Here is a 15,769-nt window from a genome sequence, read left to right on the forward strand (position 1 = left end):
TCACTCCGCGAACACCTGCGCGCGGCGCTGCGGATCGGCGAGCACATCGCGCAGATAGGCGCCGAAATCCAGTTCCTCCGGCAGCGAACGATACGTCAGTTCGCCGAGCTTGGTCCCACCCTGGAACAGGGCGAAACGGGTGGTCCGGTAAGCGACGGTGTCCACCTCGGCGACAACGGAAAGTTCGAGGTCGATCGTATGGGTGCCGATTCGCAACCCGAGACGGCCGTGCTGCCGGTACAGGACGACAGGTACGCCGCCGATCTCACCGTACAAACCGCTGACCCGACCCGTATTCGTCGGTGCGGCCTGCAACGCACCCGTATACGGATTGAATTCCGACGGCACCCCGAACCCGGCGAAGGGCCGGACCAGCAGCGGAACGAACGCACCGTTACCCGTGCCACCGGAACCCGGGGAACCCTCGCCCCGATAAGGCCGGGGGCGGGATCGGGTGCCGCCCTGCTGTGACCCGCCGTTCGGTAACGGCGGCACAGCCGGCGGATACGGCATCCCCGGCGGGTACTGGTCGGCGGGTCCGCCACCACCGGGCAGCCCCGGCTGCGCGTGGCTGCCGCCGGGATACCCCGGTGCAGCCGGCGGGGCCGGAGGTGCCGCCGGGGGTGAGTAGTCCGGTGAACCCGGATACGGGCCCAGCGGCGCCTCCGGATACGGAATACCCGGAGGCGGCACCGGGGCCTGGGGCGGCACCGGGACCTCGGGCGGCGCCGGGTAAGCCGGTGATCCCGGGGCCTGGGGCGGTGCCGGCTGCCACGGGAACTCCGGCCGCGGAGCCGGACCGGGGTTCCCCGGCGGAACCGGGAGTTCCGGCGGTCCGGGCACAACCGGCGGCTCGGGCTGCCCCGGTGGTATGGGCATGGGCACGGGCGGGACCGGCGGAACTACAGGCGGAACAGGAGGTAACGGCGGCTCCGGAGGCACCGGCGGCACGGGCGGTACCGGCGGCTCCGGTGGGACCGGCGGCACCGGCGGCACAGGGGGCTCCGGAGGAACCGGCGGCACAGGCGGAACCGGCGGCACAGGCGGCACAGGCGGCACAGGCGGCTCCGGCGGAACCGGCGGAACCGGCGGGACCGGCGGCTCCGGCGGAACCGGCGGCACAGGCGGCACAGGCGGCTCCGGCGGGACCGGCGGAACCGGCGGAACCGGCGGAACCGGCGGCTGGGGCGGAACCGGCGGCACAGGGGGCTCCGGCGGTTCCGGCGGCACAGGCGGCGCCGGCGGGACCGGCGGGCACGGTGGCTCTGGCGGCACAGGGGGCTCCGGAGGCTTCGGCGGCGCCGGGGGGTCCGGTCGGTCGGGAAGGTCGGGGAGGGGGACCGGCCAGGGTTTGCGGTCGTTCTCGAACGGGGGCGGGAAGTCGGGCTCCCATTCGTGCGGGCGTTTCGGGATATGGGAACGCAGGGACGAACCGCGGGGCAGCGGCGGGCGGCGGTTGGGGGTGGCGCCTTCCTCGTCAGGTGTGTTGGGGCCGTCGGGACCACCGCGGTTCCGGCGGGGGCCCGTTCCTGTACCGGGTTCCCCTCTGTTCGCCCGGCTGCCCGTCTCGTCGGTGCCGGTAGTGGGTTCCTCGTCCGGTTGCGGCCGGTCGCGGTCGCCGGCCGCCGGGTCGGTCCCCACCGGCCGGTGACGGTCGCGGCCCCCGGAGTCGGATTCGCCGGGGCGGTCGCGGTCACCGTGCCCCGCAGCGGGATCGGATTCGCCGGGTTCAGGTCCGTCGCCCTGCCGTGCCACCGGACCGGACTCACCGGGTTCAGGTCCGTCACTCTGCCGTGCCACCGGACCGGACTCACCGGGTTCAGGCCCGTCGCCCTGCCGTGCCACCGGACCGGAATCACCGGGTTCAGGCCCGTCACTCTGCCGTGCCACCGGACCGGACTCACCGGGTTCAGGCCCGTCGCCCTCGTGCGCAGCGGGGTCCTGTTCGTCCGCGGCGGGGGTCGGGTGGCGGCCCTCCGGACTCGGTGTGGGTTCGCCGCCGGGCCGGCCGGGTGCGGCAGGCGACGGGAGGGCCGGGGTCGGCCGGTGGCTGGGGAGGCCGGGGGTTTCGGCGCGGGTTTCCCGGCGGCGTTCGAGTTCGCCGTCGAGCCGGGTGAGTTCGGCTTGGGTGTCGATCACGCGGCGGGCCGCTTCCTCGTATTCGTCGATGCGGCGCTGGTATGCCTGCTGTTCGTCGACCCGCGTCGTCCGGCCGCGTAGTTCCGCGAGCCGCTGGTCCAGGGCCGTATGCGAGGCCAGGTCCGATTCGTCCACCGGCAGGTCCGGATGCGGGGGCGGCAGGACGGCCCGGGCCCGCTCCGCGGCCAGTTCGGCCCGGTCGCGGGCGGCACGCAGCTCTGTTTCGTTCAGTCGCGTGGCCCGCTCGGCGAGTTCGGCCAGGGCGGCGATATCACGGGCGCGCTGGGTCACCTCGGCGCGCAACTCGGCCTGCACCTGCGCGAGTTCGGCGGGAGCCAGCCGTTCGTCCTTGTCCAAACGGCCGTCACGGTATTTCTCGTAGACCTCGTTCCAGCGGTTCAGTTCGTTGCGCACCCGGACGAATTCGGGGTCGTCGTCGCCGAGTTCGCCGCGGCGGTGCCGGTCGAGGACATCGTCCCAGCGGGCCAGGTCGGCGGGCGGGAGATCGACCCCGATCGTGCGGGCGAAATCGGGGTTCGCGCCGAGTTCCGTGGCGGGCAGCAGATCCGTTTCCGCGTCCAGCAGTCCCATCCGCTGCGGGGCGTCCGCGAGGTGGCGCAGGTCCTCGATCAGGTCCACCAGATGCCGCACGGCCCGGTGGTGCACCGGGATCTCGGCGCGGCCCACCCGCGGGTCGACGGCCCGGTCTCCGTGAACCGCGGGATCGAAGATATCGACCTCGCTGAGTACGGTCAGGTACTCGGTGAGGGCTGTGGCCAGGTCGGCCCGGCCGTTCTCGCGGTACACCAGGTCCCGGATGCCGGCGCTGATCCGGCTCGGGTTCGTCACCTCCACCGCGTCGGAGAGCGCGTCGAGGCGACGCTGCAGGCGTATCGTCGCCCGTTCGACCGCCGCCTGGTCCAGTGCTGTCAAAGCCTTGGCGTAGGCGAGCATTCCGTCGATCTGCTGGATCCGCCGCGGGGCGGGGGTCGCGGGGTCGGCGATCACCTGCGCCGCGCGCCGGGCGGTCACCGGCGCGGACTCGGCCGGGTCGATCCGGGTCGCCAGATTGCCGCGGGCCTGCGCCACCTCGTAATAGGTGTCGATATCCCAGGCGGTACGCGCATGGTCGATGATCGCCTCGAGCTGGGCGGCGCGGATTTCGTTCTCGTCGCGCAGCACGGCCAGTTCCGCGATGAGCCGGCGGGGATCGGCCAGATCTTCGGGGGTGAAACCGAGCCGCTCGGCGAGTTCGCGCATGGCATCGTCGATTTCGGCGCGGCTCAGCTCGGTGACCGAGCGCGGGGTTTCCGGTTCCGCCGGGTCGTCGGGCACAACCCGCCAGCCGTCGCCGTCGTCGATGATCGTGATATCGAGGTGGCGCCCCTCGACCTCGGCGGCCAGGTGACGGACCCGCGGAACGCCCGCGTCGGCCACGATGATCCGTTCGGACCCGAAACCGCCGTCGGGCAACGGTTCCCCCGGGCGCACATGCGTCAGTTTGTAGAGCACTTCGAGATCACCGTTGTTGACGGCGTCGGCGAGGTCGGGGTGGCGGGCGAGCGCGTCGGCGAGCACCCGGTCGTGTTCGAGACGGCCGTCGAGTACGACCAATCGCAGTGGCCCGCCGGGCCGGCCGGGGGGCAGCAGGCCGAGGCCGGCGGGGTCGCCGAACATGACCCCGTCGTGCGTGAGCACCCATTCCTGGGCCGCCATATCGCCGATCAACCCGGTGAGTTCGTCGACCTCGGCGTCGCGGCGCAGGAATTCCTCGGCACGGTGGCCGAATTCGTCCACCCGGGGCGCGGCCCGCTGGATACGGTCCAGTTGCTCGGCCAAGGTGCCGGCCAGGTGGTCGGCGTCGAGGGTGTCCAGGTCGACATCGCCGAGGATCTGTGCCCATACCGAACGTTCGTCGCGGATCTGGTCGCGGCGCAGTGCCCGTTCCAGGTATTGCCGGGTCCCGTCGTCGCGGCCGGGCTGGTCGGTATCGAAGAGATCGCCCCAGTCCCGGGTCGGCTCGCCGCCGTTGTTCACGCCCTGCCAGTTGAGCAGGTCGGCCGGGCCGGGCCAGCGGCGCCGGACGGCCTCGGGCAGCCACTGCGGCGGCTGCGACGGCTCCCGGTAGGCGTCCACCACTTCGCGCAGGAAGCGGGCCAGCGGATTCGCGTCGAAGAAGGTTTCGTACTCGCCGTAGGGGATATCGGCATGCTCGGCGTTGTAGCGGCGGGCGGCGTCGGCGAGACCGGTGAGGGCGCCGATCCGGCGCGCCTGCTGATAGCGGATCAGGTCGTATGCGCGGCGGACGTTCTCCGCGGTCGGGTCACCGAGGTCGATACCGAACGCGCGGGCGGCCTCGGCCAGCGCCGTGGCCTCGGCGTCGCGCTGCGCGGCCGCCTCGGCCAGTTCGTTGATCCACGCGCCGATCTCCCCCGCACTGCGCGGCACCACGTCACCGGCCGGTTCGGCGGGAGTGATCCGGGCTGCGGGATCACCCGGCGGGGTTTCCGAACCCGGCGGCAGCGCCGAATCGGCCTGCCGCTTCAACTCCTCGAGTTCGACTCCCAGCTCGTTGCGGACCAGGGCCGGGTCGGCCTCGTCGAGCCAGTAGCGGAACTCGTTGTTGTTCTCGTCCAGCACGGGCGGAGTGTCGAGGCTGCGATCGGCGACGCGAGAGGTGAACCGCCGCACGAACGGCAGCAGTTCCCGCTTCTTCCACAGCGTGATGCTCTCTTTGAGAATGCGCGCGGGATTGAATTTGGTCTGCAGGACCTCGTATTCGTCGCCGGGCTGCCCCGGTGTCGGATCCTCGGTTTTGGTCAGCGGAAGCCCGAACATATGGCCGAGGAGCGACTGGCCGGCGCTGTCCAGCCCGGAGCCGGACGGGTACTTCGGGGTCTCGCCCGTGTAGCCGACCCCGAACAGGCGGTCCCGGATCCGGCGCAGCAGCGATCTCCGGGGCGCCGGGGTGGTGGGTTCCGCGGGGTGGGCCGGCGGGCCGGTGCGGTCGGCTTCCGTCACGCGCCAACCGTCGGTCTCGTCCGCGACCAACCGAGCGGGTACCCGCTCACCGTCCACCACGATGTTGTAGCGGCGGGTCTCCCCGGTGGCCGGTGGTTCGCCATCGGGTTCGGGTTCCTGCCGCGCCGCTTGCGCACCGTCTGTGAGGGCCGCGAGATCGTCGGCGGTGCGGACCAACTCGGCGCGGGCCCGGTTCAGGACGGTCGCGGGGTCGCCGTCGAGCAGCGCCGGATCGATACCGAGGATGCGGGCCCAGGTATCGCGGGCGTTCTGCCGGTCGGCTCGGGCGGCCGGGTCGGTCGCGGCGTCGAGGCGCGCCTGGGCGGCGGCCAGGGCTTCCACCGCGGCCGCCCGCAACAGGATTCGATAGCGCTGATCGGCGAGGGTCGCGGCCAGGTGGTCCGGGGCGAGCGCCGCGTCGTCGAGGCCGAACCGCCGGGCCAGTTGATCGCGGGTGGTGGCGACCGGCTCGGCACGGGGTGTACCCGGCGCGGGTTCCGCGGGGTACGGGTCGCCACCGTCGGGCCGGATCGATGCGCCGGGGAGCGCGGGATCGCCGCCGGGTTCGAGCGCGGCCGGCAGTCGCGGTTCCTCCACGGGCAGTCCGAGGCGGCGCAGGTCCGCGCGGACCTCGGCGGCGAGTTCGGGGTCGGCCTCATGGTGCCAGTACTGCTCGTCACCGTAGCGTTCCCCGGCGGTGAGCTCGGCGAAGTCGTCGGGGTACCGCATCCGCGGCCCGTTGCCGAGATCGTCGAGGAAGCCGCGTACGCGGGCGATTTCGGCGAGTTCGGCCAGCGCGGCGAGCGGGTCGCGCAGATGGCCGAACACCTCGGCCAGATCCAGGTGTCCGGCCAGCCGGTGCGCGTGTTCGGCGGCGTCGCCGGTCAACGGTTGCGCATCGCGCTGGGCCGGCCAATCCGCCTGATCGCGCAGGAACGCGAGGAGATCACGCATCGGGTCGCCGGTCCGGAGCGCCGGAGTGCCCGGATCCCTCGGCCCGCCCGGATCACTCGGCCCGCCCGGATCACTCGGCCCGCCGGGGTCGTTCGGGCCGCGGGGCGGCGGTGGTTGCGCACCGTTGCGCTGTGCCGGGTCGTCACCGGAGCGGGCCGGCAGCGGTGGCCGGGACGGCGGGGGGCTGCCCGGTCCGCCGGCGGGCGGTGTGCCCGGATCCTGCGGATCGGACCCGTCCGGGTCATCGGGGTGATCCGGACGATCGAGATCGGAGCCGCGCTGCGCAGGCGTGCCCTCGCGTGTGTCACCGTCGCGCGCCGCCGATCCCTGCTGGGCAATTTCGCCGGTCTGCTCGTTCAGCGGCAGTTCGAGCGTGTTGCCGTCCCGGGCGCCCGGGTCTTGTCCCGGCATCTCGAGCGTGTCGCCGTCGCGGGTGGCGGGGGCCGGCGGTTCGGGGATTTGCGGGGTCGCGGAGTCGCGGGCGGCAGGGCGCTGGTAGGCGGAGTTCGGCTGGACCGGTGGGAGGGCGTAGCGGCGGCCCGCCCGCCAGTCGGTGAGCGGCGGGCGCTGCGCATCCCAGTGATGGCCCTGGCCGATGGCATAGGTGTTGGCTGCCTGCCAGGTGGCGCCGGGGTTGTCGGCCAGGTACTGCGCCTCGGCGAGGGCGTCCTGCAACAGCACGAAATCCGCGGGCAGCGGGTTGCCGTCGCGGAGCCGGTGCCAGGCTTCGGCGATATCGGCCAGGCGGTCCATGGGCCGCTTCGTCAGCTGGCCTTCGGGATCGTCCGCGTCGCGCACCCAATGTTCGTCGGCCATCAGGTGGTTCTTGATCTGTTCCAATTCGTCGCGGGTGAACTGCGGTACGTCGTCACGCATCCGGCCGACGAGCTGTTCGGCGATCTCGTCGGGATCGATCGCGCGCACGATTTCGTCCGGGTCTGCGCCGGGCACGATATCGGCCGGCTCCACCACGCCGAGCAGCAGTTCCCGCACCTGTTCGACCGTATTGCGGACCAGTTCCGGATCGTCGTCGACGAACCGGTCCCCCACCTCTTCGGCCACCCGGTCGATCGCCGCCTCGATCCGCGCGAGCTGCGCCGGTACATCACCCAGCGGGTCGATACCGCCCAGGTCCTCGACCAGCCGCCGCCGGACCAGATCGACGAATTCGCGTGCCGCTTCCCGCTGCTGATTCTGCCGGTGCTCCTCTATACCCGCCGCGACGCGGTCGAGATCGCCGTCGTCGTTCAGGAAGAGCTCGTACTGTTCGTCGGCCCAGCGCTGGACCTCGCTCCACCGTGCGGCCTCGCGCTCCCATTCGCGGCGCAGGCCCTCCGGGATATCGGTGAGCACGTCCGGTGGCAGATGCTCACCCCGATCCCAGCGGCGGTGCATGGGCTGCACATTGGTTTCCGGCGGCGCGAACCATTCGTAACCGCGGAACACCGTCCCGAACGGCGGCAGCTTCTGCAACCACGGCCGGGCCTGCACCCACCGGCCGATCTCCGGGTGGCGCTGGATCCACGCCTTGACCGCCGGGTGTTTCGGCACCATCGCGGCCATCAGTACCAAACGCATGACGTTGTAGGAGTCGGCGCCCCAATGCTGGCCGAAGATGTTCTTCGGATCGACACCCGAAGTGTCGTACTGCTTCGGCGCCATCGGCGCGTTCACCGGCAGCGTGCTCTCCGGGATCTTGCCGGCGGGCACGTCGTCGGTGGGCAGCGTGATGTCGTTGATGACGTCCTCGCTGGCCCAGCCGCTGACGCCGTCGGGAAGATCCTTCTGGCTGAACTTCTTCGGCAGCTCGGAGTCGTCGCGGTTGGTCACCCACTCCGGGCGGGTCGGGTCGACCGGATGCCAGGTGCCCGCGCTGTCGCGCCACCTGGTCATATCTAGGCGGTTCCCGCCGACCCAGCCGGTGCTCAGCCGCTCGATCTCCGGTGGGGTCATGGTGTGGTCGACCCGCCAGTTGTCCTCGCGGTCCACCAGCACCCGCCGGTACTCCACCGTGGTTTCCGGGCGCACGATCGCCTGCGCGACAGCGGAGTTGTTGCGCACCGCGTCGTCCAGCGCGGCATCGTGATCGGCGCGCGGATGCGCCGGATCCGGGCGCGGGCCGAAAACGATGATCCGCGGTTCGTCGCCGTCCACGATGCCGACCCGGTCGGTGACCATCCGGCCGCCCTCGGCCTCCACCAGCCCGCGCCAGACGCCGGCCACACGGGCCATATCGTCCTGCAGCCGGCCGATCCGGTTGTGCGCGGCGTTCACATCGGCGGCCGCCTCCGCCAGCGCGTCGATCCGCAGCAGCCGCTGCTGATACTGCGAGGGCCGCAGCCGGCCTTCCCGGAACTCCCGATACGCACGGTCACGCAAAGCCCGCAGCGCGGAATCCAGTTCGTCCGGTTCGAGGAAACCCGCCATCAGATCGCCGTTTTCGGCCACGAGGCCGAGGCGGCGCGCCAGATCGTCCCGCATCACGCGACGCGGTTTGATCCGCTGCAGCTCGGCGGCGCGCTCGCGGGCCAGCCGTTCCAATTCGGCCGCGACGTCTTCGGGATGGGGGCGGTCGAGGTGATCCTGTTCCCGTTCCATCCGGAGGATCTGGTCGTCCAGTTCCCGCAGCTGTTCGCCGAGCCGGTCGAATTCGGCGGTCTGGGTGATCAGCTTGCGGATCTTGTCCCGGCGGTCCCGGCGTTCCCACTCACTGACCGGGGATCGGTCGCGCCGCGGGCTCTCCTCGATACCGCCGGTGATATCGACCGTGTCGTACCGGGACTCCTCATCGAGACGCAGGATGACCCGCTCGCGGCCGTCCGGGCCGAGATCCGCCCAGACCTCCGGGTTTTCCAGACCGACATTGCGGGCGCGGTCGGTGATCTTGGCGCGCAGGAACTCCCGCTCCCGGGTGACGCCCTGCCGCTCCCGCAGCAGCCGGTCGTATTCGATCCGGGTGGACAGGGTGCGCACCTCCTCGTGCGCGCGGATCAGCCGCGGCATGAGCTCGCGGATCTCGGCGACCGCACGCGTATCCCCTGCATCGAGATCCCGGCCGAGCAGGTCGCGCACGGTGGCTTCGATCCGGTCCGGTTCGAAGGCACCCGGGTCGACTCCGGTGTGCAGCGCCGACGCGAGCTCCCCTATCCGGGCCGCCAGCGCCTCACGCCGCAGGATCGCGTCGACCAGCGCGTCACCGAGCAGGTCGGCCGGATCCTGGTTACCCGACCGGCGGCCGTCCCGAGCGGATTCCGGACCCTGGGGCTCGTCCCCGTCGACCTCCGGCCTACCACCCTCGGACCTGGGCTCCTGCCCCTCGCCCTCGGGCCTGCCGACTCCCAGCTTCGGCTCTCGACCGGTGACTTCCGGTTTACGACCGACAGGCTTCTGGCCCTCGCCGTCGGCGCGCGGCTCGTCCGCGACCTCGTCGCCCAAGTGCTTCGGTACGCCCTCTCCTGCCACGGATTCGTCGCCCGCCGCGTCTTGCACTTCGCCGGCGGTATTCAACTCGCCACCGGTCCGGCCGGGCTCCTCCCCCGGTTCCGCAATTTGCGCGGGATCCTGATCACGAGCGGGTGCCGGTTCCAGGGGCGACTCGGCGGGTAGCGGCTGCGCTTCCGGGTCGCCGCCGGAGTCCGGTTTCGACCCGGATGGCCGGGGTCCGGAATCGGAGTCCGGCCCGCTGGCGCCGGGTCCCGCTGCCGGGCCCGGCGGAGTGTCGTCGTCCGGACCGCCCAGCATCCGGTGCCACCAGTCCGCGCGGTCCTCGGCCATCCGCGCGACCCATTCGGCGAGGACGGCCCGCTGTTCGGCGAGCCAGTTCCCGGGGTCGACGTCGGCCAGGAAACGCGCGCTGTCGGCCTCCATCCGCGCGCGCCACGCCGCGCGGTCCACCTGGTCGAGCCGGGTCCGGTCGAGGCGCTCGCGGGCGTAGCCCAGCTGCCGCTCCGCCTGTTCGGCACGGAACCGCAGCAGGTGATCGTCCGGGTAGCGGGCGGCCTCCCCCCGGAGCCACGCGGCTTCGTCAGCGGCCGCATCGACGGCGATCTCCGCGCGACGCAGTTCGACCCAGTCCATGAGTTCCGCATGAGTTTCGGGCAACGGACCGGGCTGCGGCGCCTGCTCGGACCGCGCACCGTGCTCGGGACCGGCCGCGTCGTCGGGTTCGCCGGCCGCGGCGGGCGGGGCCTCCGGTGGCCGGCCATTGCCGTCGCCACCCGCGGACCCGGGCGGCACGGCGCCACGCTCCGCGCCGGTCTGCGGCGGCGCCTCATCGCGTTCGCCCTCGGGCGGGGGCAGAGTCTCACCCGATTCCGGGCCGGGCAGGGGCAGGTTCTCGCCCGATTCCGGGTCGGGCGGGGGCGGGGTCTCGCCGGGGCCCGGCCGGGGAGCCTCGTTGCCCGCTCGGCCGGGCGGCGGGCCGCCGGGGTCGACCGGCGGCGGGCCCTCGGGGCCGGACGGTGTCCCGGCTTCGTCCGCGAGCTGCCCCGGCTCGGCGCCGGGGAGGCCGGACTGCGTACTGCGCGTGTACTCGTCGAAGAGCCGGATCAGTGCCTTGATCAGATCGGCCCGGTCCCGGACCTCGCGGCGCAACCGGTCGAGTTCGGTGGCGAGTTCGGTCGGGCTGAGGCCCTCGTGGTTCTCGATCCGGCCGTCGCGGTAGGCCTCGTAGATCTTCACGAAGGTCTCGTCGTCGGCGCCGGTCAGGTCGACGCCGACCAGCCGGGCCCAGTCGCGGTTCGCGGTGGGCCGCTCGTCCGGGTCGTCGTCGGGGATCCGGTGGCTGTCCGGGCGGGCGGCGGCGTCGGCGACCGCGCGGGCGAAATCCTCGGCGCCGAGGGCGCGTACGGCATCCGCGATGAGGCCGCGCAATCCACCCATGGCGTCGCGGTCGTGCATCGGGAAGCGCCCGTCGGCGATGCGCGGGTCGGCGGCACGGTCACCGCGCGGAACGTCGGTGAAGGGATCGATATCGAACAGGGCGCGCACATACTCGCCGAGCGCGTCGCGCACCACAGCGTCCTGACCGGCACGTTCCAGCCGGCGGATCACCCGGTAGAGCTTCCGGGGGTCGAGACCGCCGGTGTCCAGGGCGAACAGCCGCCGGCCGTTCGGCCCGTCGACATACCCGGGTGGCAGCAGAGCCGCGATCCGGCGGTCGACGCCCGCCCGCTCGGCGGCCTTCGCACTGGACATCTTCCGTGCGAGGTCTTCGGATACCAGGCGCTCGGCCAGGCGATTGCGCGCCGCGTCGACGGCCGCCGCGTCGATCTCCCGCAGGCGTTTCGCATAGTCGGTCAGATCCCCGAACTGCTGCAGCCGCCGGGCCCGGCGCGGACCCGCGCTCAACCGGTCGACCACCGCCCGCGGGGTGAGTGTCTGCTCCGGCGCGACCGGGTCCGGGATCAGGTTCAGTCCGAGACGCTCGGCCAGGTGGCTGCGGGCATCGGTGAGCTCGTTGAAGAGTTCGATATCGGTGGCGGACCGGATGAAATCGGCCAATGCCTCCAACTGCACCGCGCGCACCGCGTTGTCCAGCAGTAGATCCGCCGCCGTCCCGGACAGGTTTTCCGGATCCACATCGCCCGGGGTGATACCGAGATCCCGCAATACTCGGGCGATTTCTGCGGCCACCTGCCGGGCCGGGCGCGGCGGCGGATCGCCGAGGGCGGTGCGATGCGCCTCCGCGGAACCGGCCACCTGCCGCCATGTGCCGTCGTCGTCGCGGACCAGCAGGACTTCGAGTTCGCGGCCGAGGATCATCTCCCGCAGGTAGCGCAGCTGCGGGATCGGTGCCGGATCGAGCACCGTTTCGCCGGTCCAGTCGCGCCGGACCGTCCGATAGTCCAGCACCAGCTCGCCGCTGTCGAGTTGCCGTTGCAGGCTGCGGTCGGCGGCGAGTGCGTCGGCGAGTACCTGGCTGCGGTCCCGCGACCCGTCCACCACGACCAGCCGGTCCGGCTGCCCTTCTCCGCCGGGGACGCGCACGATCTGCCGGCCCAGCAGGTCGCCCACCGGATCGCTGAGATCGGGGTCGGGCAGGGTGCGCCGCGCCGCTTCGACGAAATCCGCGACCCGCTGCGAGCGGGCCACGTTCTCGGCGCGCAACCGGTCCACCACGGCCTGCGGGTCGGCGAGCAGATCCTCGAGGGAGAGGTCGCGCATGGCGGCCCAGCTCGCCAGCTCGTCGCGGATCTGATCGCGGCGCAGCGCGTTCTCGAAGAACCGTCGCAATCCTTGGTCGCGGCCCAGCTCGTAGCCCTCACCCCACATCGGCAGCTCGTCGGCGCCGTTCTCCACGGGCATGATGCCGAGCAGACCCGGCTCGTGGCCGAAGGCCGCCAGAATTTCGATGAGGAACCGGCCCATCGGGTTCTGGTCGATGAAACTGACCGCATCGAGGAACGGAATCGCGCGACCCGCCGGGTCCGGTGCCGCGAAGCGCCGCGGCCGGTCCGGAGCCGGTGCGTCGTCCTCGTCGTCGAAGAAGTCGTCGTCGTCGAAGTAGTCGTCGGGATCGTCCGCGGAACGCCCGGGCGGCCCGTCCAGTTCGCCCGGCGGTGCCGAACGTGGCAGCCCGCCGTGTTCGGTGTCCGGACCCGGAACGGGGTCCTGCATGGTGTAGGGCAGAGTCTGTTCGATGAGGTAGCGCCGGACGGCGGCGGCCAGCCCCTCGATCGCCCCGGTGGCCCGGGCCACCCGATACTGCTGTTCGTCGATGACCCGGGCCAGCGTTTCCGGACGCTCGTCGGGCAACTCGATATCCAGCAGTCGCCGGGCCGCATCGGTCAGGCTCTCGCCGTCCGGCGGCGGGCCCACCGGCAGCTCCGCCCCGCGGGCATCCCGTTCCTCGTTCAACGCATCGGACAGAGCGTCGGCTTCTTCGTCGGAGAGCAGCCCGCGGTCACGCAGCTCTTCCAGAATCCGTTGCTGTTGGCCGGGTTCGGCGTCGGGCCGGCCGGCCACCGTCAACAGGTCCCGCAATGCTTGCTCGGGGGTGATGCGATGTGTGTCGAGGTCGGCGAGCAGCTGGTCGCGGGCCGCGTCCAGGGTGCCGTCGGTGAGCCACGGCTGGTATTCCGCACCATCGTCCGGATACATCGGCACGAATTCGCCGGCGGTATCGCGCATCCGCGCCGACAACCGGCCGAAGAGCGGGATGTGCTCGCGGTTCTGGATCCACACCGGTGCCTGCTGCGCGATTCGCAGCAGGGTGGGATCGGGCGGGCTGCCCTCCGGCACCGGCCCCATCACCGGCTGATCCGGGTTGGGTGGCGGGGTGGGCGGTGCGGGTGGCGGGGCCGGATTCACCACATCCGGAATTCCGGCGACCCCGTCCGCGATCGCCGCCTGTCCGCGGCTGTCCCAACCGGAACCGGACGGATACTTGACCTGGCTCTCGCGGACCGGCCACATCCGCCGGATCGCCTCGAGTTCGCGGCGCAGCGCGGCCAGCCGTTCCGGTGTGGCCGACGGGAGTTCGCCCTGCGGGACCAGCCGCCAGCTGTCCGGGCCGTCGGGGACCAGATCGAAAGTGATCTGCTCGCCGCCGAGGTCGAGCACCAGCGGGGGGATGATCGCATCGGGATCGATCGGGCCGTCCTGCGCGGCGGGGTCGTCGCCCTCCGGAACCCCGTCACCGGGGTCTTCCGGCGTCGCTGCCGGATCCGGTGGCCCGGCGGGCGGTTTCTTCCCACTACCGGCGCCGCCGGCTTCCGGCTTTCCCGGTCCGGGATCGGAACCGTCGTCAACGCGCCGGGGCGGCTCGTGTCCCGAGTCCATCGGGTCGCGGCCGGAGTCCATCGGGTCGCGGACCGAGCCCGGCCCGCCGGCGCCCGCACCGAGCCTGCTGCGCAACCGTTCCTCGAAACCGGTCCACGATCGACCGTGTTCGGCGACCTCCGTCAGCATGCGGAACAGTTCGCGCACCGGCCTGGGTGCCGCCTCGGCACCCAGCATCACGTGCTCCATGAAGGCTTCGGCCAGCGCTTCCTTCGACCACAGATCTCCGTCGCCGGTTCGGCTGTATCCGCTCAGCAGATTCAGCCATTCGCCGTAATCGGCGTCCGGATCGGCCGTCGCCCGATCGAGTAGGTGGGCTTCCGCCACCAGTCGCGCGACCGCGCCACCGGCATAGTCCAGTGCATGACCGTATTCGTGCACCGCGATGGCATAAACCGCCCGGCGCAGCACCGTGGGTGAGAAATTGTTGTTGTCCACGGCGGTGCGGACCTGGTCCAGGAAGTTCTCGACGCTGGTGGCGTGCCGGTAGTTGAGGGTGATGTCCCCCGTGTAGAAGGTATCCGTCGCACGGTCGAGTTCCGGCCCGGTGTCGGCGAGCGTTCCTTCGCGGCGGTTGCCGATGCCGATGGACCGGATATCGGTCTGCGGGAATCGCCGGTGCATATCGGTGATGGCGCGGGCGTATTCGCGCACCACCTCCGGATTCAGATCGGGCAGGTCGAAGCCGAAGGTGGTGAAATCCGGGTTACCGGTCGCGGCGCGCAGGAGATCGCGTAGCCGTTCGCCGACTTCCACGGGTGTCAGGCCGGACCATTCGTCCCGGTCCGGGGCACCGAGCAGAGCGATATCGTCCGCTCTCGTATCGGGTGTGCGGTCCGGCCCGGCAGCGGTGTCGCCCGCATCGTCGCCCGCGGCACTCTGCACGGCATCCCGGCCGAGGCCGGGCCCGGCGGGATCCGGTGCGTCCGATCCCCGGCGCGTTCCGAAAGGCCCTCGGTCCATGGCCCGGGCGATTCGGCCACGTGGTTTGCCGTGGGCGGTCAACTCCGCGCCCGGGTCGTTCAGTACCCCGGCGATCCGCCGGACGAGCCGTTCCGGAGTCGGCTCGGTCATACCCTCGAAATACCGGGCGAGTGTCTGGAAACTGCCTCCGCCGTCCGGCGCCGGCACTCGCCAGCTGCCGGCGCCGTCGGGCTCCAACGCCACCTCGATCCGGCCGGCACCGATCTCGACCCGGTGCCGCTGGTGATGGCCGGGCGCCGGACGGTCGCCCACCAGCGCAATCTGCCGGGTGTGCAACCGATGCGCCACGGCGGCCGGATGCGGCGCCCCGGGGGCCATTCCCTCCGCCAGCGCCTGGCGGTGCCCCGCCTCCAGATAACCTGCGCGCAGGCTACCGTCGGGTTCCCGGAAGCGGTCGCCGGGGTGGCGCCGACCGTCCTTGGGGTGGAATGCCTCCGGACCGAGCTGCTTCAGCCAGTCGTCGAAACCGAGATCGGTGCTCCCCTCGGCGCGGAACCGCAGATACTCCGCGAGCATGAGGCGCAGTCCCTGACTCCTGCCCGGTTTCCGGAACTGCCCTTCCGCCAGCGAGGCACTGATACCACCCTGCGAGGGCGGCACACTCTCGGCGTCCGATCGCACCGGGTAGTACAGGAGCTCGTGCGAGCCGTCCCACAGCACGTCCGCGTATTCCGGATGGAACAGACCCAGCTCGCGCACCGCGGCGACATGGTCTCCGTCCTCCGCCACGATCACCAGCCGCGGCCGGGTACCGGTGGGGCCGGAGAAGCGCGCGACACGGTCGGTCAACCGTTGCGCCGACCGGTCGTCCCACAGCTCCCGCAGTTCGACCAGGTCCCGATCGAGCGCCCGGCGGGCCCGGTCGGGGTCCGGCTCAGACCGGGTTTCG

General features: G+C 71.9%; 1 protein-coding gene (cut by a window edge). It reads right to left on the bottom strand.

The window, feature by feature from the left end; all coding sequences use genetic code 11:
- Nucleotides 1-15,769 carry the end of a hypothetical protein gene (locus ACQEVO_RS26455; RefSeq protein ID WP_432918475.1) on the bottom strand. It continues 23,846 nt past the right edge of the window, so 15,769 of the gene's 39,615 nt are visible here — the last part of the coding sequence; the start codon falls outside the window, past its right edge; it ends in the stop codon at nt 1-3.

Origin of the sequence: Nocardia sp. CA-290969, assembly GCF_050936135.1 — a bacterium.
In the GTDB taxonomy this organism is placed as follows: domain Bacteria; phylum Actinomycetota; class Actinomycetes; order Mycobacteriales; family Mycobacteriaceae; genus Nocardia.